Source organism: Pseudomonas sp. MF4836 (assembly GCF_002018875.1).
In the GTDB taxonomy this organism is placed as follows: domain Bacteria; phylum Pseudomonadota; class Gammaproteobacteria; order Pseudomonadales; family Pseudomonadaceae; genus Aquipseudomonas.
In genome coordinates this window covers 139,876-162,051 of record NZ_MVOL01000001.1, presented here as the reverse complement: position 1 = coordinate 162,051, position 22,176 = coordinate 139,876, and the positions used below count along the sequence as shown (strand labels likewise).

Sequence of the window (22,176 nt, the reverse complement as noted above, 5' to 3'; positions counted from 1 at the left end):
CTTCAGATATTGAGCGAGCGCCACGGCTTCGAATAATTGCAGAAAATGGTATCGAGGATAATTCTGAATCTGGCTATTGGGTCGGCCAAAGATTTTTCACCATTCACCAGCACGTCGCAACCCAACTCATCGGTTGTAATAAATTGCCGCGACAATCTGAAGAGGTCGCCACGATGGATATCGTGGCGTAATTTACCTTGCAGCGAACCAATATAAAATCAAAGACCGCCAACTAGAAATCTATTATTTATTCCGAAATTCCCCTGATCAGCATTCGAAACTAGCAATATATTCTCAGAAGAAACACCACACCAAGATATTTTATTAGCATCCTCAATATAATATTTATCTTCCTTCTTGGGCACGGCATAGATAGCCAAAATAGATACAGACTCCGGCAGAGGCTCACCACATACAAGATCGAGCAGCACCATAAGATCTACCAAGTTATCTTTTTTAATGGTACCGCCATTAGCATGATATAAAGCCGCTTTTTTGGGAACACCTCCATCATAACGAGCCAATATCACCGCTGCGCATGAGGAAAGACCAACGGCTATAATAGCTGCAGGTTGATCCGCATAGTGAATCACGGCACTTTCATCAACACCCAAATTTTTTGTGTCTTTACCTTCCACCTTAAAAAAAGGTAACGGACCAGAAGGATTATTATTAGCGTACTCCATCAATTCCTGAACCGAAAAATTTTCCATCTTTTTTACATCGGAATTAACGACATACTTAATCATAGAAACACCTCCATTGCATCCCATCCATTTTTAAGAAATCAACACCTGTAAACATCCAACTCCACGGCGCCTCCACGTACATTATCGAACCTTGAAGAAGCTCACCTGCGCCGAAAACATGAGTTCTTTTACGATATGCATCCTAGATTCGACCTCTTGCCAGTCAAAAAATCAGACAAGAAAGTCATTTTATACCAGCCATCTCCATGTCCGACATTACCTACAGTTACACTTGCTCGGGCAGCGGAGGCTAGGGCCATCCTCGCCGTGACGATAAAAACCAATAAATCTGATCCGCATTTTATTTTACAATCTGAGCCTTTAATTTCAAAAAAACCAAGCGTCCAAAAGTACCAAAAAACAATACCCCCTAAAAACTTGACAACACAACACTAAATACTAATGTTGAATCTCAATATCACCTGCCGATAGCCGCTAGCAAAACAACGTTCAATAAAGACCAATAACGGAGAAGCAGCCATGTCTGACGCCGCAAGAAGCACAGTCATAAAAGTCACAAACAACTCAAAGTACAACTTACGGTTAATTACCTCCTCGCAGAAACTCCCCCACGGCGAATGGATAACTTATCCACCAGATCGCATAACTAAAAACTCAACATCCAACGGCCCTGGGCATGCAAGCTGGGAAACCGACTCCGATGGATTCATGACAGGAACAGAGGGGGAATGCTCCTATTCATTCACAGATGATGATGAGATCTACGATATAAACATCAAATGGGATAACCCCTTCTCTGGCGGAAACACATACTCAATACATCCAGACAACGACTTAGTAAGATGCACATACACCGCAGATAAAGGTAATAACGCGACCGTAACTTTTACGATAGAAAATGGCTCAAATCATAACTAGCAGTCGATGCGTCCGACTGGTTCCCCGACATACGCCTAACACGCTGCGAGGGCGATCAATCCTTGATCACCCTCGCAGGTGATAGCAACAATTCGTTGAGCATGCGCTGGGTCAAGACAATCTGCTGCAACGGCCCACCTTGGGGACTGCATAACACTCAGGGTTAGCCCATCTCGTTGCCTGATTTCCGCTGGCATTGTTGCACCGTTATAAAGGGTGAAGTGCCAGATACTGCGCAGGCACGATCTGAGTATTCAGTTCGCCTCAGAACAAAGCCTTGATCCGCAGCATGGGATCAAACAATGAACCAACCCAGCAACGGCGACATCACTCGCTCAACTCCAGATGGAGGTCAAACTCCTCTTCCATCGCGGCGGAAAAGCGATTTTCTCGAAAGCGTTATCGTCGCTGAACTTCACCGTGAGCGGCAGCATGGACACAAGATCGCGGGAAGGCGGATTGTCGTTGAGTTCCAACACGGCCTTTTGAACTGCAAATTTCAGTTTGATCTTGGTCAACATCGCTGAGTTGTCTGGCATGACAGGCATCTCTTTACCCGGAGCCATTTGATCGGTGCTTTGGTGCAGCGATGAGCTTTGGGCCATGGCCACAGGGCTCATCGATACACAGATTAAAATCGCCGAGAGGATCAGCCACACGCTTGCTTGCTCGCCACTTCTGCTCATGTCCATAACCCATCCGCTGAGAGACGGCTGATCACGTCAGGCTGTCGCGCTCGACTCGACAAGATGAACTTGCGTGGCATTGCGACCCGCCAGCCAGGCAAGCACTGACGCCGCAACCAACACCGCGGCACTGAGCTCGAAGGTGGCTTTGTAACCGCTCAGGTCAAAGGCCAGACCGCCAATGATCGCGCCTCCGGCAATCGCCAGTTGGACAATGGCCACAAGCAAGCCGCCTCCGGCTTCCGCATCATCCGGAAGCGTTTGCGCCAGCCATGTCCACCAGCCGACCGGTGCGGCCGTCGCAACCAGTCCCCAGAGTCCGAGCAACACGGCGGTCAGTACCGGTGATTTGCCGAAGCTGACTAACGCCAGCGCGATGGCCGCCATGATCAGCGGGATGACGCTCAACGTGCGGTAGAGGCCGCGGCCCATAAACCTTTCGATCAGAAAGGTGCCGATAAAACCTGCCAGTCCCAGCCCCAGCAGCATCAACGACAAGCTTGAAACACTGACGCCAGTCACGCCCTCGAGAAATGGCCGCAGGTAGGTGAACAGCATGAACTGGCCCATGAAAAACACGCTGACGGCGACCATTCCCAAGGCGACTGGCAACTGTTTCATCAGCCGCAGAACGTTGCCGCTGCCTGCCTGGCGCTCGGCCTTGAAGGACGGAAGGCTTATCAGCAGCCACACGGCGGCAAGCACTGCGACCGGGACTACACAGAAGAATGCACCGCGCCAGCCGATCAACGAGCCAAGAAAACTGCCCGCCGGCGCGGCGATGACCGTCGCCAGAGCGTTACCGCCATTGACGATGGCCAGCGCCCGGGAAACCTGATCAGGCTGCACCAGGCGCATTGCAGTCGCCGCCGACAATGACCAGAAGCCACCGATCGCGATCCCGATCAGGGCACGCCCAAACATGAATGAGGGATAGCCCGGCGCGAGCGCGACGACCGTACCGGAGACGATCATCAGTAAGGTCAGGCCCAGTAGCAACTTCTTCCGTTCAACGCGAGCGGCAACCGAGGCAATCAGCAGGCTGGTGATCAATGCAAAGGCACCGGACACGGAAATACCCTGCCCTGCCTGGCCTTCGGTGATGTGCAGGTCTGCCGCGATGGGCGTCAGCAGGCTAACGGGCATGAACTCTGAAGCGACCAAGGCGAATGCGGCCAACGACATGGCCAGCACTGCGCTCCAGCCACCTGTTCTTTTAGAAGGATCTGTAGAAGGAAACGTCATGGGAACTGCCTGAGGTGCAAAAAAACGAGTGGGTGCGATGCGCAGGGGCAAGCCGTTTGTCGCCCATCCGGGCACTGCCCCTGTAACAGATAGACACATTCTCCCGGTCAATCCGGCCCTTCCCCAGTGCATTCCTCTTGAATGCTTGCCTGATCCTCTGGGGATGCAGGGTGATGGATAGGAAACGTCTCTTGCGCGGATTAGAGTTCGATCAACAGGAGTGACCTGACATGATCGATACCCCTCTGCGCCATGAATCACCTTTGGCGTTGAACATTGACCCGCGCGTGAGCGCACCGGGTGACTTCGCCACGGCCATACCCGGGCTGTCGCTGTTTCGTCGCGACCAGCCGGCGCCGCCCGCCGTGTGCATGGTAGAACCCAGCCTGATTCTCGTGGGTCGCGGCGAAAAGCGCTTGTGGGTCGGTGGTGAGGGCTACAACTACGACCCTTCACGGTTTCTGGTCACCTCACTGGACCTGCCCGCCAACTCCGAAGTGATGCTTGCCAGTCCCGAACAGCCCTGTGTCGGTCTCGTACTCAAACTGGATATCAGCATGCTTGCCGAGGTCATCACCAAGAGCGGCTTGCCTGCGAAGCGCCAGCAATCAATGGGCACGGGCGTCGGGATTGGCAGCCTGTCTTCTGCTCTGGAGGGCGCGCTCGATCGCCTGCTGGCACTGCTGGATGAACCCGAGGCGATCCCGGTCCTGGCGCCGCTGATTCTGCGAGAAATCCACTATCGGTTGCTCCATACCGATCAAGGCGCGCGGCTGCGACAAATCACTGCCGTCGATGGTCAGGGTTATCGCATCGCCAAGGCCATCGACTGGCTCAAGGTCAACTACACCGATGCCCTGCGCATCGACGATCTGGCCGCACGGGTGCAGATGAGCGCCCCGACCTTTCACCATCATTTCCGTCAGCTCACCGGCATGAGCCCACTGCAGTACCAGAAATGGCTGCGGCTGAACGAGGCTCGTCGACTAATGTTGATGGAGCACCTGGACGTCTCGCGGGCTGCATTTGCAGTCGGCTATGAAAGCCCCTCGCAGTTCAGCCGCGAATATGGCCGGCTGTTCGGCACCGCGCCCAGTCGTGACATTGCGCTTCTACGTGGGCAGCCATACGAGGCAGAAGCACTCGGCACCGCAGCGAACTGAACAAAAACCAGCGTCACCGGTGATGCGCCTCGCCGCGTGTCACCGCTCATAACAATGCACGTCAACCGATGATCAAGCGGGTGAACCATGGAACTTCGAATCAACCAGAAGACCTATCAGGTCGATGCCGACGCCGATACGCCCTTGCTGTGGGTGATCCGCGATGACTTGGGCATGACCGGGACCAAGTACGGCTGTGGCCTGGCGCAATGCGGCGCCTGCTCGGTGCTGGTGGACGGCAACGTCGTGCGCTCCTGCGTCACGCCGGTGGCTGGCGTGGTCGGCCGCGAGGTCACCACCATTGAGGCCATCGAAGCCGATGAAGTGGGCAAGCGGGTGGTCTCGACCTGGGTCGATCTGCAGGTCGCCCAGTGTGGCTACTGCCAGTCCGGGCAAGTCATGGCCGCCACCGCGCTGCTCAAACACAACCCCAAACCCAGTGATGCGCAGATCGAGGCGGCGATGGTCAACCTGTGCCGCTGCGGCACTTACAACGCCATTCATGCCGCCGTGCATGAACTTGCCACCAAGGGAGACGCGTGATGAACGTTCATATCGACCCTTCACAGCACGCCTCGGCACTGGACCTGCACGAACCGATCAATGTTTCGCGCAGACGTTTTCTGACCGGTACCGCCGTCGGTGCACTGGTCCTCGGTTTCGGTCTGCCACTTGGCGCGACTCGCGTGCAAGCTGCAACGGCGACGGCGGCGACGGCCGAGCGCGGCACGCAGGTCCCGGCGTTTCTCGAGATCCGTCCGGACAACCGCGTGCGCTTGCTCTGCCCGTTCATGGAAGGCGGACAAGGTACATTCACCGCAATGGCGCAGATCGTCGGTGAAGAACTGGATGCCGACCCGGCGACCTTTCTGGTGGAAGCCGCCCCGCCCGGCGAGGCCTATGTGGTGATGGAGAACGGCATGCGCATCACCGGCGGCAGCATGTCGGTGCGCATGAGTTACCCGGTCATGCGCCGCCTCGGTGCCCTTGCCCGCGCCATGCTGCTGCAGGCGGGCGCGCAGCAGCTTGGGGTGTCAGTGCACGAGTTGAGCACCGAGCCAGGCAAAGTCGTGCATGCCAAATCGGGGCGCTCGCTGGCCTACGGTGAACTGGCCGAACGCGCGATGGATCTGCCGGTTCCCGATCCGGCCTCCGTGCAACTGCGTGATCCGAGCACGTTCCGCTGGATCGGCAAACCGGTGAAGCGCATCGATGCTTACGACAAGTCCACGGGCAAGGCGCTTTACACCATCGATCTGAAGGTCGACGGCATGCTGCATGCTGCCGTGCAACATGCCCCGCGCCTGGGAATGACGGTGGGCAACCTGCGCAACGAAGACCAGGTCAAGGCGATGAAAGGCGTGCATTCCGTGCATCGTCTGCCGGGCGCCGTGGCGGTGGTCGCCGAGCGTTGGTGGCACGCCAAACGTGCCGTCGAGGCGATCCAGGTCGACTGGCAGGAGCCAACGGCCGACAGCAACGTGCGGCCGATGCCCGCCGACTTTTCCAGCGATGCCTGGTTCAAGCGCCTCGCTGAAGATAAAGGCCCCGCCAAAGATGATGAAAATGAAGGCGACGTGGCGTCGATTCTCAAGGGGACCAAGACCCGGGTCGACGCCACTTACCACAACCAATACTTGAACCACGGCCAACTGGAACCGCCTTCTGCACTGGCCCGATTCAATCCGGACGGCTCGCTGGAAGTCTGGTTGCCGAATCAGGCACCGGACATGTTCCGTGCCGACATCGCCAAACGCACGGGCCTGGATCCGTCGCGCATCACCTTGCATTCGCCGCTGCTGGGCGGGTTCTTCGGCCGGCATTTTCTCTACGACTCGGCCAGTCCCTACCCTCAGGCGATCGCGCTGTCCAAGGCGGTTGGCCGTCCGGTCAAACTGATTTGGAGTCGTGAGGAAGAGTTCCTGCGTGATGTGCTCCGTCCCGTTGCCGCAGTGAATTTCCGCGCCGCGCTGGACAGCGACGGCTGGCCGCTGGCAATCGAAGCAATCAGTGCCACCGAAGGCCCGACCGAAGCCCTCGCTGGCAAGCAAGGTGAAAAGCTTGATCCGACGGCGCTTGAAGGGTTGTCGGGCAAGTCCTATGCGGTCCCCAACAAGCGCATCGCACAGATCTACGTCAAAGGTCCGGCCATGCTCGGTTACTGGCGTTCGGTGGGCAATTCCCTCAACGACTTCTTCTATGAATCGTTCCTTGATGAACTGGCCGACAAGGGTGGCAAGGACCCGTTCGACCTGCGCCTGCATTTGCTGCGCGACAACACACGGCTGACCACGTTGCTGCAGGCGGTGGCTGAGCTGTCGGGCGGCTGGAAACGCGGGCCGTTTACTGCCGAGGATGGCAGCCGACGTGCGCGCGGCGTGGCCATGGCTTCGCCGTTCGGTACAGAGACGGCGGTGATCGCCGAGGTGTCCATCGAGAACGGCCAGGTCAAGGTGCACGACATCTGGCAGGCGATTGACCCGGGCAGCATCGTCAATCCGGCGATTGTTGAAGCTCAGGTCAATGGCGCCGTGGCGCTGGGGCTGTCCCAGACGCTGGTGGAGGAGTCAGTGTGGATTGATGGCAAACCCCGGGCGCGCAATTACGATTTGTATCCGATCCTGCCGCCTGCGCGGATGGCTCGGGTACACGTGCGTGTGGTCGAGAGCGGGGAAAAAATGGGCGGTATCGGCGAACCGCCGTTGCCCGCCGTGGCGCCCGCCGTCGCCAATGCGGTGGCAAGGCTAACCGGCCAGCGGGTGCGCAGCCTGCCCATGAGCCGACACACCTTCACCTGATCAGCGCCGGAGCGTTCATGAATAACAGCCGATTCGCAAGAACCGCTGGCTGGCTGGCGGTGCCGTGCCTGGTCGCGGCAGGCCTGCTGACCTGGTACGTCACCCGCGAGCCTGTCTCGCGCCTTGAAAACCATCCGATCGCCGTGGCCGACATCGACCCGGCACTGGTCGCCCGTGGCGAATACGTCGCCAGACTCAGCGATTGCGTGGCCTGCCACAGCGTGTCGGGCGGTGCACCATTCGCTGGCGGACTGGAAATGGCCACGCCGCTGGGCGCGATCCATGCGACCAATATCACCCCGGATACGGAAACCGGCATTGGCCACTACAGCCTGGCGGACTTTGACCGGGCCGTGCGCCACGGCGTGGCGCCCGAGAGTCGCCGTCTGTATCCGGCGATGCCCTACCCGTCCTACGCCAAGCTCAGTGACGATGACGTGCGTGCGCTGTATGCGTTCTTCATGAAAGGCGTGGCGCCGGTGAAACAGGCGAACATCCCGAGTGCGATTCCGTTTCCGCTGAACCTGCGTTGGCCGATTGCACTGTGGAACGGTGTGTTTGTCGACGCCGAGCCTTATGTGGCCAAACCGTCGCAGGATGACGTGTGGAACCGTGGCGCTTACCTCGTTCAAGGCGCAGCGCACTGCGGCAGTTGCCATACCCCGCGTGGCCTGGCGTTCAACGAGAAGGCACTGGATGAATCCGGCACGCCGTTCCTCGCGGGTGCCTTGCTTGATGGCTGGTACGCGCCGAGCCTGCGGGATGATCACAACACCGGCCTGGGCCGCTGGAGCGAGCCGGAGATCGTGCAGTTCCTCAAGACCGGTCGCAACAAACACGCGGTGGTCTACGGTTCGATGACCGAAGCCTTCAACAACTCCACGCAATTCATGACCGATGACGACCTGACGGCCATTGCCCGCTATCTCAAGTCATTGCCCGGCGACCGCCAGCGCGACGGGCAGCCTTGGCAGTATCAAGAGGCCTCGGCAGCGACGCGTCTGAATGCCCCTGGCACCCACACCTACGAGACGCGCTGTGCTTCGTGCCACGGCCTGGACGGCAAGGGACAACCTGAATGGATGCCGCCGCTGGCGGGCGCCACCTCTGCACTGGCCAAGGAGAGCGCTTCGGCGATCAACATCACCCTGAATGGTTCGCAACGTGTGGTGGCTGCCGGCGTGCCGGACGCTTATCGCATGCCGGCCTTCCGTGAGCAGTTGTCGGATCAGCAGATCGCCGAAGTGCTGACCTTCATGCGCAGCACCTGGGGCAATCAGGGCAGTGCGGTTGATGCGCAGACGGTGGGCAAACTGCGTGAACACACCGACCCGGCCAGCAGCAGCCCGATCATCCTGCACATGCGCTAAGAGGAGATTTTGATGGAAAGCATCGACTTGCTGGTTCTGCGCACCGCGCGGGGCTGGCTAGCCGCCGGCGAGCGTGTATTGCTCGCCACGGTGGCGCGCACCTGGGGTTCTTCGCCACGCCCGACGGGGTCGATGATGGCCTTGCGTGACGACGGTCGCGTGGTGGGCAGCGTGTCAGGTGGCTGCATCGAAGACGATCTGATCCATCGCTATACCACGGCCCATGGCGGCAACGCTTTTCGCGACAGCGCGCCGCAAGTGGTGCGTTATGGCGTCAGCGCCGATGAGGCGCATCGCTTTGGCTTGCCCTGTGGTGGCACGCTTGAACTGATCCTTGAGTTCAACCCGTCGTGGCAGTCTCTTGACGCGTTGCTGGTGCAACTGGACGCCGGGCAACTGGTTCGCCGTCGCCTGGCGCTGGCGACCGGTCAGGTCGCACTTGAGTCGACCGCGACGCCGGAGCAATTCAGCTTCGATGATTCGCAGATGCTCAATACCCTGGGGCCAGGCTATCGGATGCTCATGATCGGTGCCGGTGCGCTGGCCGAGTATCTGGCCACCATGGCGTTGTTCAATGGTTTCAAGGTGGCGGTGTGCGATCCGCGTCCCGAGTACATCGAGACCTGGGGGGTAGACGGCGTGGAACGCATCGTTGGCATGCCGGATGACGTGGTACGGGACTTCGCGGTGGATCTGCGCACCTGCATCGTCGCGTTGAGCCATGACCCAAAACTCGATGATCTGGCCTTGCTCGAAGCCCTCCACGGCCCGGCATTCTACATCGGCGCCATCGGCTCACGGCGCAACAGCCAGCTGCGCCGCGAACGCCTGATCGAGCATTTTGGTGAGACCGAGGCGTCGCTTGAGCGCCTGCACGGGCCGATCGGCCTCTACATTGGCAGTAAGACGCCTGCAGAAATCGCCGTCAGCGTGATGGCCGAGATCCTTGCGGCCAAGAATGGCGCGAGCTTGCCGAGTGGGCTCAGCATCGCCCAAGCTAAACAGTCCATCGAGTCTGTGGCGTTATCCTCGTAGAGCTATGCCTGGTTGCCGATGCCCAGCGCCTATTCCTCAACACTCCTGCAGCGCAAACCCACAGTAGTCACTGAAGCCTTGAGCCGCTTCGTTGAGTCGCTGGCGCACACGAGCCAATTATTGGCTGGCAGAGTGACGCTACCCGCGAAAGCTGGGCTGCCGTGTATACGCGCAAGGCTTGCTACTGGCGCGAGTTGCAATATCGAGCCCCCCTATGAAGCGCAATCCCGATAGTGCTGCTGGTACTCCGCCCGTGTCCCAAGATGATCCGTCCACTGGCGAACAGGTTCAGCCTCTTGCTTGGTCAGCTTCATCTGTTCCAATTCATCATGAAGCAGGAACACAAAATCCTCTTCGTCCTGTATCTGCCGCACGTCATGCAGGGTCCAGTGATGCTCGCTAATCAAATGGAGCCGAACCTGGTCCATGGCTTCCAGTCTGGCCCAGATTGCCGTATCGCCTTCGAGCATCCGCCCGGCGAAACACTTGAGCTTGTACAGTCCGAGTGCCATACGGGTGTGCTGATCGCCCGGCAACTCTTCCCAGCGGAGACTGGGATTTTCAATCAGCAGTTTCTCGTACTTATCAAGCGCTGCCATCCATTCACGGTGGTGGTTGAATTCTTGAACCATATGCCGGGTCTCCGCGACAGTCCTTTCGAGTGAAATCAAAACGATATAAGGCTTCAGAAGCGCCCACTGATCCCCAGCAAAGGCCCCTTCTGGACGATGTCGTAGACGAAGCCATCATGGCGATAATTCACCCCCATCGCCCGGTAACCGACCACCGCCGAAAAGCCGGGCAAAAACTCCCAGCCTGCCAGCGCTGCCAGATCCCAGTCTTCCCGAGACTGCCCGGCGCCCGCCATCCCCCAGGACGACAACCAGAATCGATCGTTCACGGCATAGTGCCCACGCAGGCCCGCCATGGCGTCTGCCCAGGTCGCATTATCAGAGCCCGATAAGCCACCAAGCGGTCCACCATGGAAGCTGAGGGTGGTACCGCTGTACCAGACGCGTACGCCACCGGCGACTTCCAGTCGACGGGTTTCATCGCCCAACACTGTGTAGCCGCCACCCAGGAACCCGGAGGCGGTCTTGCTTTGCACCTCAAGTTTGGCGCCCCCGGGCAAGCGGTTGCGGGTGTCGGTGTCGATGTACATCAGGTCGGCGAGCACGCTGTAGGGGCCCCGACGCGCCTCCCCCATCAGCATCACCGACATATCGACCGTCTTGGCGATATCGGAAAAATCGGATTTTATGAATTGGGTTCCAGTGCTGCTATGACCCACGTGTCCACGAATGCCTGCGCCCCATACATAAGGTCCGCCGTTGAACGTCCAGTCATCGTTGTCTGCCGCCATGGCGGGCCCGACGCAGATACAGGCGCTAGCCAGTAGGGCCAGACGTGCGTGCTTTCGCAGCAGAGCCGAGGGAGGGTTGTCACGGTACATGATGGTGCTTCCCCCCGATCAGTGCTGAGTCAGCGAGAGCGCCACGCCCTCGGCCGCACAGTCCTCTGCAGGCTTCAAACCGGCCTTTTGTGCGGCCTTGACCTCTTCCTTCGCGGCCGCCAGATCCGCCAGGAACGCCGGATTGCTATGCAAGCTTGCTACCGTCGCAGCGCCCATGATGCGGCCTGCATCGACGTCGCTCTGCCAGTGTGCGTTGCAGATGATTCGGCTCTGGCCGAATGACAACCCGCGGGTCATCAACTCGGTTGCACGTTCAGGTTGAATCTCGGCCAGCAACAGGCCCCAGGCCCAACCGGCGGCGGAGTGGCCGGAAGGCCAGGAACCATCCGTGCGCAACAGCGGTTCCATGTCTTTGCGACAGGTTCCTTCGTTGTGTGCCACGAAGGGACGGGTGCGGTTGTAGGCATTCTTCCCGGCATAGGTGGAGCCTCCCGCATCGGTCAGGGTGCGCTGCATCAGGGTGTAGAGATGCGGTGTACTTTTCTCGCTGATCGGGGTGCCCATCGCGCAGGAGAATGCGTTGGCCGGGCCCGGGAATGACAGCTCTGCATCCGCCGCGGCGAGTTTTTCCCGCGCCGTACCGCGTAGCGACAATGCTGCTCGCCGAGCCTCCTCATCCCGTGCAAGCGCCGCAGAGTCGGGCTTAGGTGGGGCGCCCAGCAACGCCAGCAGCAGCGGCAAGTCTGCCGAGTTCAGATAACCCGGAGCCAGCTTGAAGTGAGGGTCCGTAACCTTTGTGGCCGCGTCATCGGCAAGCACCAGTCCCGACCAGAGCAGGCTGGCCAGCCCCAACTGCTTATGTACTGTTTTCATCGAGTGTTCCCTTATCAAAACCGGTAAAGGGCATTCAGATAGGCGCCTGCGCCCACGTTTTCACCCGTCAGCGGGCTGTTGCGGGCATCAGAGACCAGCGCGTAGGTCTTGATGCCGCCTTCCAGTGCCAACTGTGGTTGCCATTGCCACGTGAGGCCCAGCTTCAAGGTCACGTCACGCATGCCGCCACCCGGGTGGTACTCGTCGAAGCCGGTGCGCTCAGCTTGTTGGGCGGTGACGCCGAAGCGCGCCATCATGTCTTTCTCATTGCTCCAGGTGCCGTACAGCGTCGAGTCCAGGGTCAATGTTGAAGACAGCGCGTATGCAGTGGCGAAACCGGCTTCCAGAAACGCGGTACGCCCCAGGCTCTCGCCACCGTAGTCGCGGCTCTGGCTGGCTTGCAGGCCCCGAACAAACAGACGACCGGTTGGCAGAACCCAATACGCTTCCGCTCCAACAAGAGCGGTGCTGTCCAGGTTGCCCATGCCCTTCAGGTAGTCATCACGACCGCCCAGAGTGTGGATTCTTTCCTTGCGTCCCTGGTCGTAACCCAGCAACAGGGCAATGCCGAAAGGCGACAACCCCGGCAAGTCCCAGCGCAGTCCGTCCGGGAAGGCTGCGGTGAACTTGCCCCAGTTTTCAGTAGGCAAAACCGCTTTGAGTTTCAGTGACGGGAACGAGGCGTAGTGTGAGGAACCTTCGTACAGCGGGCCAACGGCGAGTCCGCCACCCACGGTCACGGAGGGCTCACCTGAATCGTCTGCGTGAACAGGCAACACCATCGAAAACGCAAGGGTCGCACTTATCATGAGCGTCGCTTGATACTTGAAAAAGTTTGAACCGCCGGTGGTGGTCATCGTTTCCTTCCTTTGGTGTAAACAACACGTATTGATGGGCGTTTATGCCGAGTTATAAACATCAGGCGTGATGAATTAGAGCGCGACGGGCTGCGGCTTCGGGAAGCGCCATTGGCCATTCAGTATTTGTTCGCTCGGCTGATAAAGCCTGACGGTGTAGTTCCAGCCAGGTGGGGTAGGCAGGCAATTAGCGATACTCGCGTCGCAACCGCCGAACTGGATAACAATCGAGCCGTCCGCACTTTTTTTGGCGGTGAGGTTGTTCAACGAATAGGCGTCAAAGGGGTTCCTCTGGAAATAACCGTCGGCGTTATAAACACTGACCGACCAAAAGCTCTTGACCGGTACATCTCCAACTGTGAGCCGGTAAACGGTTTTCCCATCGTTCTCAGGCATCACGCCGCCGAGGTAGATAGCGTCCTTGGCTGGGTTCCCACCCCACCCCGTTGCTGTGCCGATCAAGTGATGGATTGGATTGACCGTGCCCTTGGGGCCAAAGGATTGGTTGTAGTCAGGAATCGTCGAACCCAGGACCTCCAGGGCCTCACGCACCTTTGTCTGGCTCGCCTGGTCCCACTTAGGTACTACAAACTCCCCCACCCTGGCCTGGCTGACCGTGATTGCATCCTGCAGTGCATGTACCTGTTCAAGGTCTTGGCGATCTGCGGGATCGAAGAACGTGCGCACAGCAACAAATACATAGCGTGTGCCGACGGCCTCTTTGGTCAGTGTCCGACTCCCGGCGCCGTACGTAACGAAGGGCACGTAGTGATCTTCATTGATAATCGCCATCGATATGAACCGCCCGCCAGACTCTGGCAAGGTGATGGTGACGGGGCCTGCATCGAGATCGAACACGGCTGACGAATAGAGTGTGTCCCGATTCATCCGGACCACATTCTGGGCGTCGATGGGTACCGCTTCGCGGCTGTGAACAAACCGGCCCAAACTGCCACTCGCCACCATTTTCCCCAAGTAGAGGTCGGACTCGGCACGGATAAAGTTATCGACACCCACCGGTATCGCCGCCTCTGGCGATGACTGAGCGTTAGCACTTCCAGCAGCGACCAGCGCCATGGCAAAGATGCTGGCCGTGGATGAATGGGACATTTGAACCCCTTGGTTTTATTAGTTGGCGTTGATTTTTTGACTGTATAAGAACGCCTTGGCGCAAACTTGCCATTTGGTGCCAAAAGCAATGCGAGCGCGTACGAGAAGGCCGCCGCGCAAAGAGGCCAATTTTTTGGGAGAGGGGTTAAACGAGGATGTTCCGGTCTTGTTTCAAGAGGGCGCGATAGTGAGACGGCGGGCTTCCCGTCCAACGCTTGAAGGCGCGCGTAAAGTGCGCTGGATCGCTGTAGCCGACCATGTAGGCAATTTCGGTCGCGCTGTATCTGCCGCAGGCAATCAACTGCTGGGCTTCACTGCGACGGGTCTCGTCACGTAAAGCGTCGAAGTCGATACCGCAATATTCGAGGCGCCGCTGCAGGGTTCGAACAGACAGTCCAATCTTTCTTGAAACAGTGACAAGTTTGGAAAGTTCCTGATTCGCGATCTGCTGGACGAGCACGTCAGCGGTGTCAGCCGTCGACTTCAAGGCTTGGGTGGTTTTCCAGGCAACATCTCGAACAGGTTGCAGGGGAATCTCGAGCAACTCACGATCAAATTCGATCATGTTGTACTCAGCGTTCATGACCAGGTTCGGGCCCAGGTACTCTTCAAGCGCCTCGTCGCCTCGCTCTCTCGAGTTTTTTAGATACACCCGAATAGCGCCAGGCGCGCCGGACATGAGCGGCACTTTTCTAAGCACCGCCAGAGTGCCGAAAATGACCTGCTTCGGATCAGCCCCGTGGTGCCCGGTAAAATGTTGGATCAGTTTCGCCGTACGGCCTTCGGTGACAATTTTTACTTCGCTTCCCTGATGCACCAGGTTCGTATGGACCGCCGCTGCCGCACACGCCTGAGCGAGGTTGGTCGAGCCCAATATCAACTCGCCCCACATGCCGGTTGAGCGCACATCGGTCAGGTTCCCAATCATCGCTCCGCCGAAGGGGTCCTGTGCCACGGCAGCCATTTCATTGGCGATATGAAAGCAGGCCGCTCGCGATACCCAAGCTTCAGGGTTTTGAAAAACATGCGGGGAAATACCAAAGCGCCGAAAGAACTCCAGTGGCGACACCCCGCGCATACTCAGATAGGGGGCAATTTGCCTGAGTGTGCTGAGTTTGATGGCTGGCGTCGCATTGGTCATGGATATCCGCACCCTTTTTTAAAGGTAATGCTCTTGAAAACCGTCTGGTTATCACGCGGATAAACACTAGCAAATTTTTTACCAAACTCGCGCTTTTAAGCGCGTCGTAACCACCACGGTCGATCCAGAGCGAATGGCCGGACAGATGGCAGCGCAGGTATTAGAAGAGAAAGGGGCCCGTCGGCAAGTATTCAGAAACCGCACCGAAGTGTGGGAAATGGATGGCATGACGATCACCGGCCAGCGCACCAACGGAAGAGTATTCAAACATCGCTGACCACGACGCATACCGGGCGCGGCTCGACACTGCACAGCTCGCACTAGCGAACCACACACCTGGGGTGCGTGAGACGAAAAAGCCCAGCGGCGGGTCGGCTACCCGTCATCGAAACTCCATTCTTCTAGCGCAATTGGTAAACCAGAACGGCTTCAGCCAGCTCGATGTCGCTGACTGTACCCATCGTATTCTGAGTCCGTAAAACCTCGAATGCCGCCTCCAGGTTTGCGCCTCTAATAACGCCATCACTCGCGACGAAAGCTGCAGCATCATTGCGAGCGGCAACTATCTTTCGGTCGCCTCTGTTTGAACTATTCCGACTACTTTCTTGACTGTCTTCGGTCAGCGTCACGGGGAAAAGCGTCACAGCAAGGCTCGATGAAACAATCGCTCCAAAGGCCGAGACTTCGACCGCCTTGCCATCACCCGCAATGGCGGGAAAACTGCACGAAAAACCGAGCACAAGCACAACAATCAGTTTGCGCAAAATCCACTCCACAGGTGTGTTTCATCCTTTGGGGGCTGAATCTACCGCCTTCCTGCCCAGGCATCCAGCAATGCTGCTCCGCTTAAGTGAGCAGCATTACTTAGTGATGCCGGCCTTGTGGTTTAACCCTCGCGCAGTTGCCCTTCAATAGCGGAACTTGCCGCCATGAATGTCCTGCAGCACCTGCTCGGTCACGCGCACATAGGTTTCGGTGCCCGGTAGCCAGGCGTAGACCGGGTCTTCGCCGGTTTGGCTGGGGTCGAAGGCTTCGGTCTTTAGCTTGGTTTTCTGGTATTTGAACGTGCCGGTGGTTTCCATGCAGGTCTTGATACGCAGGAACATCGGGACCGCGTAGTGAGGCATCTGGCTTTTGACGAAGCGCAGCAAGTCGCAAAAGTCCAGTTGCTCCAGCGGGGCCGTTGGGGTGATGGCGGCCATGCCGGCGCGACCGTTGGTGTTTTTGATTTCCACACCGTAGGCCACGGCTTCGGCGATGTGGGGGTGTTGCACCATGATGTTTTCGACTTCGGTGGTGGAGACGTTTTCGCCCTTCCAGCGGTAAGTGTCCCCCAGGCGGTCGACGAATTGAGCGTGGCCAAAGCCGATATCGCGAATCAAGTCGCCGCTGTTGAAGTAGCGATCACCCTTTTCGAAAACGTCGTACAGCACTACTTTTTTGTTCTTCTCCGGATCGGTGTAACCGTCGAACGGGGCGTTGTCGTCGATCTTGGCCAGCAACAAGCCTTGGCCACCCTTGCCGACTTTCTGCATGAAACCGTTCGCGCCGCGCCGCGGCTCACCGGTGTCGTGTTCGTACTCCACCAGCGACCAGGTGTTGAGAGCAAAGCCGATGGTGTTGTCGAAATTGAGGATGTTGGTAAAGCCGATGTTGCCGTCACTGGCGGCATACAACTCGCAGACTCGCTCGATGTTGAAGCGAGTCTTGAAGTCGATCCACACGCCTGGGCGCAGGCCGTTGCCAATCATTTTCACCACCGGGTTGTCGCCATCGTTGCGCGCGGGAGGCTGGTCGATCAGGTAGCGACACAATTCACCGACGTAGCAAATGGTGGTGGCCTTGAATTTGCGCGCGTCATCCCAGAACTGGCTGGCGCTGAATTTGCGGCGGATGGCGAAACCCGAGGCGCCGGCCAATGCCGAGCCCCAGCTCACGCACAGCCCTGTGCCGTGATAGAGCGGCAAGGTGCAATAGACGATGTCATCGGGGCGCATATCCAGGGCGATCATGCCGAAGCTGCCGTAGGCTTTCATCCAGCGCCCATGCTTGAACACCCCAGCCTTGGGCAAACCGGTGGTGCCGGAGGTGTAAATGTAGAAGCAAGCGTCGTCGAAATAGACCTGCTGGGTAGTCGCCGGATTGGCGGTGGAGTGCTCTTCGCTGACGCGGGTCAGGTTGACGTAACCCTCGGGCGCGATGCCCGCATCGCGAGTGGTATCGGTGTCAGCCAGGAAGAACGTGCTCAGCTCATCGATGGCGATGTCGTTACGCACCGCGTCAAAGGATGGCACCAACTCTTCGCCGACGATAATCGCCGAGGGATTGACCAGGTTCAAACTGTGGATCAGGACATTTTTGGTCTGCGAGGTGTTGAGCATGGCGCAGATACCGCCGATCTTGCTGACGGCCAGCACGCTGACCAGCAATTCCGGGCGGTTTTCAATAAAGATGCCGACCACGTCGCCTTTTTTCAGGCCACGGGCAAGCAAGTAATGGGCGAAACGGTTGGCCCACTGGTTGACCTGTTCATAACTGAAACGATTGTCCTTGTAGAGCAGCGCCGGTCCCTGAGGGTTGCGCGCAACCGCCTGTTCGAAGGCCCAACCCAGGCCGCAGGGCTGATCGACCTTGAGCTTGGACGCTTTGACTCCCCTGACGAGCCGAGGAATGGCCCGGGTGATCGAGGGGATTTTGCGCAGCATCATGCCCCAGGTAATCATGTCGCTATTGCTACTCATGGCACCTCCTAGTGGATTGACCGTGGCAGCCAGGCGGTTCGACAAGCGCCATGACCAACCGATCGTTTTTATTGTTGTGCACGCCATGTAAAAAAGTCCTCACGCAGCGGGGTGCGCGAGGACGCCTGTTGCCAAGACTTAGAACTCGTCGGCGACCGACTCGAGGATCTTGCCCATCAAGTAAACCGTGGTGCGTGCGACTTGTTTGACCGCCTCTTTTTCTTCGTCGGTCTCGACCCAACGGTCGATGGCTGCGTTGACTTGCTCGGAGTGTTTCTCGTCGATGATCGCGTGGGCAACGAAGAAGGTCAGTTCTTTATCGGTCAGCTTGAGATGGTTTTTGCATACGTCCATCAATGGCTCGAGGTGCTCGTAGCAGTCTTCGGCCCAGAAGCTGTAGCCCAGCCGTGGAATGATGCCGCGGCATACAGAGACGAAATCCAGGTAGCCGTAGAACGCTTCGGTGGCCGGCAGCATTGGTTTTTCGAACTCGGACTTGTCGACGCCAATGGCGATGAGGTCGTTGTACGCCATGTTTTCATGGCCCAGTTCTTCCAGCGCATGCTTCATCGCAAAGCGCAGCAAGCCGACCTTTTTGTGGTCCTGGTTCCAGCACGCCACCGCTTGGTTGATCGCGTTGTTCTTGGTGTAGTGATACACCTGAACAATCGACTTGATGTAGAGCTCACGCTGCAACTCTGGGCGCTTCATCATCTGGAAAAAACGGCCGACCTTGATCTTTTCCCATTCGGCATCACAGACGGCTTTCAGCTCTTTGCGAAACTCGGTCACTTCAGTCATTTCACTCTCTTCCTTGGGGGGTTGATAAATCGCTTATGACGCTTTTTTTACTTTCAGGCGAACACGGACTTACAGGCGCAACACGGACTTAATGATGTAGATGAATTTGGAGAAGAACCCCAAGCCTTCGATAGTGTCCCAGTGTTCCATCAACACACCGTTCTCCACACGATAAATATCGATCACCTTGTAATTCACGGTGAAGAACTTGTGCTTGGCCCAATGCTTGGCATACAGGAACACATAGTCGCCTTCCGCACAGACCCGTTCAATGCTGGTACCCGACTCGGGGAACGTCTTGAAGAACTGCGTAAAGTAGGTCTTGAAGCCTTCCAGGCGCGGCGGAATAAATACGTTATTGTGTTGTACATATTCCTCGGCAATTAATGTATCGGCGACCGCCAGTTCACGCTGGCCAAACATGCGCTCGTAAAACTCGATAACCACTTCTTTGTTCCTGGCTTCCATCTTGGATCAACCTCAATGTTGTCGTTATTTGGGGATGCTCATACCGCCAGTGAGTGCATAGCGGTACGGGCGGCCAAGGTGTAGCGAATCAAGTCATCAACGTCCTTCAGGTCTGCGGGGCAGCTTTGCAGGCCGAAGAAAGGCGTGACCGACGGCAACAGATCGCCTTTGTACAGGGCGTAGTAATGATCGCCGCGAGCCTTGATTTGGAAGAAAATACCGTCCTGATCAAAGACGAAGCTGTCAAACTTTGGCGCAAGCCTCGGCTTTACGTAGGTGATGAACGTTTTGTAGCCGCCTTCCAGGGCGACCAGCGAGGCGCCAGTCATGGCCAATCCGTTGACCACGTTCTTGACCGGGGAATGCTTGTCGACAATAAGTCGCGAGAGTTCAACGCATTCACGCTCGTAATTGGGCCCGGAGAACTGCACCAGTTGTTCATGGCTGATGAACTCGCCCGACTCATGAGGGAAAGGCGTAATACGCTGGGTGCCGATAATTTCACCGTCATAATAAAAGGCAAACACGTAAGAACGGGAATCGTATTCATCCAGGCAGACGCTTTCATCAACCGAGTTACCAAACAGCGTTTTGTAGTAAATCTTTCGTTGCCCGTACAACCGACTGCGGGCACGAGACAGCTCGATAAACTGTGCAGGAGTAACCACTTGCCTGACTTTAACCTTGTCAGACTGACACAATTCTTGAAGTACTGAATCATAGAAACTGTAGATGGCCGATCCGGCTGAATCATCTTTTACCAACTGCATACTTGCCGAAGGCAAGGCAGCCTTATTACTGGCGAGTGACGGCATGAGAACCCCCTTCTTGTTGTGATCTGTAGTATTTAGTTCAGCCCAGCGCAACTTAAGTTTCCACAGTACAATACATAGCTTCGCCTCCTTGCGTAGACACCTACAAGTTGATGATTTACGGACTGCGCACAGCAAGGCACCCAACCCTCTTATTACGGGCGTGCCTTTAAACTAAAAGAAACTTACAGTTAAACCGGTGGCAGCGCGGTCAAGGCTCGACGGATCTGCTCTGCGCGCTCGCCCAACACTTGAGGCGTCGCGAGTGGCAGGTCCGCATGCCCCAGGTTGAAACCATCACCGACAAAGCGGGCCAGCACATGCAGGTGTGCGTGCCCCACGGTTTGCCCAGCCACAGCGCCATCGCACAGCAGCAGGTTGATACCTTCACAGGGTTGTTCGTTGAGGCTCAAGCCGCTTTCACGCAGGGCGGCCGCCACCCGTTGACCCACACGCATCATGTGGCCACAGGTTTCAGGAGGGATATCACCCAGGCCACTTGCGTGGGCCTTGGGAATGACCAGGACATGGCCAGGAGTAATCGGCTGGATGGAGAGAAATGCCAGGCACTGCTCGTCTTCGTAGACAACGGCAGCCGGTGATTCTTTCTTGGCGATTGCACAGAAAATGCAGTTCACGGATAGCTCCCTCTATTGTTGTAGGTGCAAACCCGGTGAAGGCATGAAGATCCGGGATGCTACAGGCTGAATTCCATTGCAGACCCAACAGCGTTGACCGCACAGCTTGAGGGTGAAATTACGCTTGGCATTCCGCACCTGTACACGGGAGTTTTGAAATGTTTTGTATCCTGAATTCTTGAAAAACACTTAATTGATTGATTTAGCTGATTTTTTTTAGGGTTACTTTTGTATCCGTGCCTATGCTCAAGGACCGACTTCCCTGACATCCCACTCCTCCCCTGCTTTCTATAACGTCCGTTGTGGTAGCCAGCCCCCCACACCTCAGCCAGGTGCAAAGGCCTGCTTTTTGGACCGCCGAAACCAAAATCCCCTGGTCAAGCAGGCCCACTGTTTCGTTTGTGCGTGGTGGGAATTTCACAAGATCGAGAGGTCGTTATCAGAGTTGCTTTAAGCGCTTGGAATAGCACATGTGTGCTAGTTGACTCTTCGCTCCTGCGACAATCATAGTCCCGACTACTGCTGCCAATTTGACGCTGCAACGGGTCGCACGGCATCACTAGCGGCGTTTGCCTGGGTAGTTCAACGCCCGAAGCTGATGATGATCGATGAAATGTATTATCTGATTTTTGGTCGTAATGAAGCTGACTTGATCTTTTAATTTCATCACCAAACGCTACGAGCATGGCAGCGTCGTGCTGACCACAAACTATCGCCAGGGCAAGCCACTTGGTTGGCGGGTTAAATTTTAGCGTGATGACTTATTTTCTTCATGCAAACAGATGTCAAATTTATATTCCAGGAGGTAGGACGCAGCATGTCAGAATTTTTGAGATTAAATAAAGGCGTCATAACACTCACATTGCTGCTCACAGCCTCCACTTCAGCGATAGCTGACAAAGCGAATCCCATTGGCGACTGGTGGAGTGTCTTTAGCACAGGCACGGGCAAAAACAACATAGTGTTTGTGGCCGATCTCACTTCCATGACGCCACGAAGTCAAGCGGCGGATGGGTTTCAGTCAGTAGACGTTAACCAGGTTTTCGCCGACCCAGCCAAGCCATTGGCGGATGTCTATTCAGTTGAAGTCCAGTGCTCCAAGCACAGAGCGCGCTTTCTTAAAGGAACATCAATAGAGAGAACGAGTAACGCACGCCGGGATTTGAAAGTCTCCAATGAATGGCATACGTTGGATGACAAGGCGCTTTTATATACATTTGCCTTTGTGTGCAACCCCCAGGATCGAGTCTTCAACGGCATGCTGTCATTGGGCAAGTTCGATCAGATGAAAATGCTTGGGATGATCACCGAGTTACAAGCACCGCCAAAGAGCCCAATGGAAGAGTTGGAGCAGATGCTAGACAACCCCCCACCCGCAAAGGCCAGATAAGTTAAA

General features: G+C 56.9%; 22 protein-coding genes and 1 pseudogene. 7 read left to right on the top strand and 16 right to left on the bottom strand.

What is annotated here, in order from left to right:
• Nucleotides 1–218: 218 nt before the first annotated feature.
• A complete protein-coding gene (locus MF4836_RS34840; protein WP_153050172.1) occupies nucleotides 219–749 on the bottom strand; it encodes a hypothetical protein in 531 nt (176 codons plus the stop codon).
• Between the two features lie 480 nt (nucleotides 750–1,229).
• Between MF4836_RS34840 and MF4836_RS34835 the strand changes: the two genes are divergently transcribed.
• Complete coding sequence (locus tag MF4836_RS34835) at nucleotides 1,230–1,628, top strand: Crystal protein ET79 (protein WP_153050171.1); 399 nt, start codon at nucleotides 1,230–1,232, stop codon at nucleotides 1,626–1,628.
• Nucleotides 1,629–1,663: 35 nt separating this feature from the next.
• On the opposite strand, the pseudogene MF4836_RS35720 reads toward MF4836_RS34835, so the two are convergent.
• From MF4836_RS35720 to MF4836_RS00780, 3 genes and pseudogenes are all read right to left on the bottom strand, one after another.
• Nucleotides 1,664–1,744, bottom strand: a pseudogene (locus MF4836_RS35720) (lysis protein); the annotation flags it as partial.
• A gap of 219 nt (nucleotides 1,745–1,963) precedes the next feature.
• Nucleotides 1,964–2,320, bottom strand: coding sequence for a cyclophilin-like fold protein (locus MF4836_RS00785; protein ID WP_078468651.1), 357 nt, complete (start codon nucleotides 2,318–2,320; stop codon nucleotides 1,964–1,966).
• A 30-nt stretch (nucleotides 2,321–2,350) separates the two neighbouring features.
• Entirely contained in the window at nucleotides 2,351–3,559 is a 1,209-nt protein-coding gene (locus MF4836_RS00780; RefSeq protein WP_078468650.1) for an MFS transporter, read from the bottom strand.
• A 230-nt stretch (nucleotides 3,560–3,789) separates the two neighbouring features.
• Between MF4836_RS00780 and MF4836_RS00775 the strand changes: the two genes are divergently transcribed.
• The 5 genes from MF4836_RS00775 to MF4836_RS00755 all read left to right on the top strand — a co-directional run bounded on the left by MF4836_RS00775 (nucleotide 3,790) and on the right by MF4836_RS00755 (nucleotide 9,925).
• The gene (locus tag MF4836_RS00775) at nucleotides 3,790–4,722 is read left to right on the top strand and encodes an AraC family transcriptional regulator (protein WP_078468649.1); all 933 of its coding nucleotides are present in this window, start codon (nucleotides 3,790–3,792) and stop codon (nucleotides 4,720–4,722) included.
• 87 nt (nucleotides 4,723–4,809) lie between these two features.
• Nucleotides 4,810–5,265: a (2Fe-2S)-binding protein gene (locus MF4836_RS00770; protein ID WP_078468648.1), complete on the top strand. Its 456-nt coding sequence runs from the start codon at nucleotides 4,810–4,812 to the stop codon at nucleotides 5,263–5,265.
• Nucleotides 5,265–7,520, top strand: a complete 2,256-nt coding sequence (locus MF4836_RS00765; RefSeq protein ID WP_078468647.1) for a xanthine dehydrogenase family protein molybdopterin-binding subunit — start codon at nucleotides 5,265–5,267, stop codon at nucleotides 7,518–7,520. The genes MF4836_RS00770 and MF4836_RS00765 overlap by 1 nt, the downstream gene beginning before the upstream one ends.
• A gap of 17 nt (nucleotides 7,521–7,537) precedes the next feature.
• Nucleotides 7,538–8,890, top strand: a complete 1,353-nt coding sequence (locus MF4836_RS00760; RefSeq protein ID WP_078468646.1) for a c-type cytochrome — start codon at nucleotides 7,538–7,540, stop codon at nucleotides 8,888–8,890.
• Nucleotides 8,891–8,902: 12 nt separating this feature from the next.
• Complete coding sequence (locus MF4836_RS00755) at nucleotides 8,903–9,925, top strand: XdhC family protein (RefSeq protein ID WP_078468645.1); 1,023 nt, start codon at nucleotides 8,903–8,905, stop codon at nucleotides 9,923–9,925.
• A gap of 212 nt (nucleotides 9,926–10,137) precedes the next feature.
• On the opposite strand, the gene MF4836_RS00750 is transcribed toward MF4836_RS00755, so the two are convergent.
• From MF4836_RS00750 to MF4836_RS00695, 12 genes are all read right to left on the bottom strand, one after another.
• Nucleotides 10,138–10,557 (bottom strand): hypothetical protein, encoded by a 420-nt coding sequence (locus MF4836_RS00750; RefSeq protein ID WP_078468644.1) that lies wholly within the window; start codon nucleotides 10,555–10,557, stop codon nucleotides 10,138–10,140.
• 53 nt (nucleotides 10,558–10,610) lie between these two features.
• Complete coding sequence (locus tag MF4836_RS00745; RefSeq protein WP_078468643.1) at nucleotides 10,611–11,381, bottom strand: hypothetical protein; 771 nt, start codon at nucleotides 11,379–11,381, stop codon at nucleotides 10,611–10,613.
• A 15-nt stretch (nucleotides 11,382–11,396) separates the two neighbouring features.
• Nucleotides 11,397–12,212 (bottom strand): acid phosphatase, encoded by an 816-nt coding sequence (locus tag MF4836_RS00740; RefSeq protein WP_078468642.1) that lies wholly within the window; start codon nucleotides 12,210–12,212, stop codon nucleotides 11,397–11,399.
• A 14-nt stretch (nucleotides 12,213–12,226) separates the two neighbouring features.
• The gene (locus MF4836_RS00735; RefSeq protein WP_078468641.1) at nucleotides 12,227–13,069 is read right to left on the bottom strand and encodes a MipA/OmpV family protein; all 843 of its coding nucleotides are present in this window, start codon (nucleotides 13,067–13,069) and stop codon (nucleotides 12,227–12,229) included.
• A 75-nt stretch (nucleotides 13,070–13,144) separates the two neighbouring features.
• Nucleotides 13,145–14,179 (bottom strand): DUF1254 domain-containing protein, encoded by a 1,035-nt coding sequence (locus tag MF4836_RS00730; RefSeq protein WP_078468640.1) that lies wholly within the window; start codon nucleotides 14,177–14,179, stop codon nucleotides 13,145–13,147.
• Between the two features lie 145 nt (nucleotides 14,180–14,324).
• Nucleotides 14,325–15,320 carry an AraC family transcriptional regulator gene (locus MF4836_RS00725; RefSeq protein WP_078468639.1) on the bottom strand — a complete coding sequence of 332 codons (996 nt, stop codon included), beginning with the start codon at nucleotides 15,318–15,320 and terminating at the stop codon, nucleotides 14,325–14,327.
• Nucleotides 15,321–15,721: 401 nt separating this feature from the next.
• The gene (locus MF4836_RS00720; protein ID WP_238596106.1) at nucleotides 15,722–16,084 is read right to left on the bottom strand and encodes a DUF2388 domain-containing protein; all 363 of its coding nucleotides are present in this window, start codon (nucleotides 16,082–16,084) and stop codon (nucleotides 15,722–15,724) included.
• 144 nt (nucleotides 16,085–16,228) lie between these two features.
• On the bottom strand, nucleotides 16,229–18,061 hold the full coding sequence (locus MF4836_RS00715; protein WP_078468638.1) for a long-chain-acyl-CoA synthetase: 1,833 nt from the start codon (nucleotides 18,059–18,061) through the stop codon (nucleotides 16,229–16,231).
• Nucleotides 18,062–18,199: 138 nt separating this feature from the next.
• A complete protein-coding gene (locus MF4836_RS00710) occupies nucleotides 18,200–18,862 on the bottom strand; it encodes an iron-containing redox enzyme family protein (RefSeq protein ID WP_020297374.1) in 663 nt (220 codons plus the stop codon).
• A gap of 69 nt (nucleotides 18,863–18,931) precedes the next feature.
• On the bottom strand, nucleotides 18,932–19,309 hold the full coding sequence (locus MF4836_RS00705; protein ID WP_178102896.1) for a nuclear transport factor 2 family protein: 378 nt from the start codon (nucleotides 19,307–19,309) through the stop codon (nucleotides 18,932–18,934).
• A gap of 59 nt (nucleotides 19,310–19,368) precedes the next feature.
• On the bottom strand, nucleotides 19,369–20,145 hold the full coding sequence (locus tag MF4836_RS00700; protein WP_238596105.1) for a hypothetical protein: 777 nt from the start codon (nucleotides 20,143–20,145) through the stop codon (nucleotides 19,369–19,371).
• Between the two features lie 188 nt (nucleotides 20,146–20,333).
• Nucleotides 20,334–20,780, bottom strand: coding sequence for an HIT family protein (locus MF4836_RS00695; protein ID WP_078468635.1), 447 nt, complete (start codon nucleotides 20,778–20,780; stop codon nucleotides 20,334–20,336).
• A gap of 817 nt (nucleotides 20,781–21,597) precedes the next feature.
• Here MF4836_RS00695 and MF4836_RS00690 point away from each other — a divergent pair.
• Nucleotides 21,598–22,170, top strand: a complete 573-nt coding sequence (locus tag MF4836_RS00690) for a hypothetical protein (protein ID WP_078468634.1) — start codon at nucleotides 21,598–21,600, stop codon at nucleotides 22,168–22,170.
• Nucleotides 22,171–22,176: the final 6 nt, after the last annotated feature.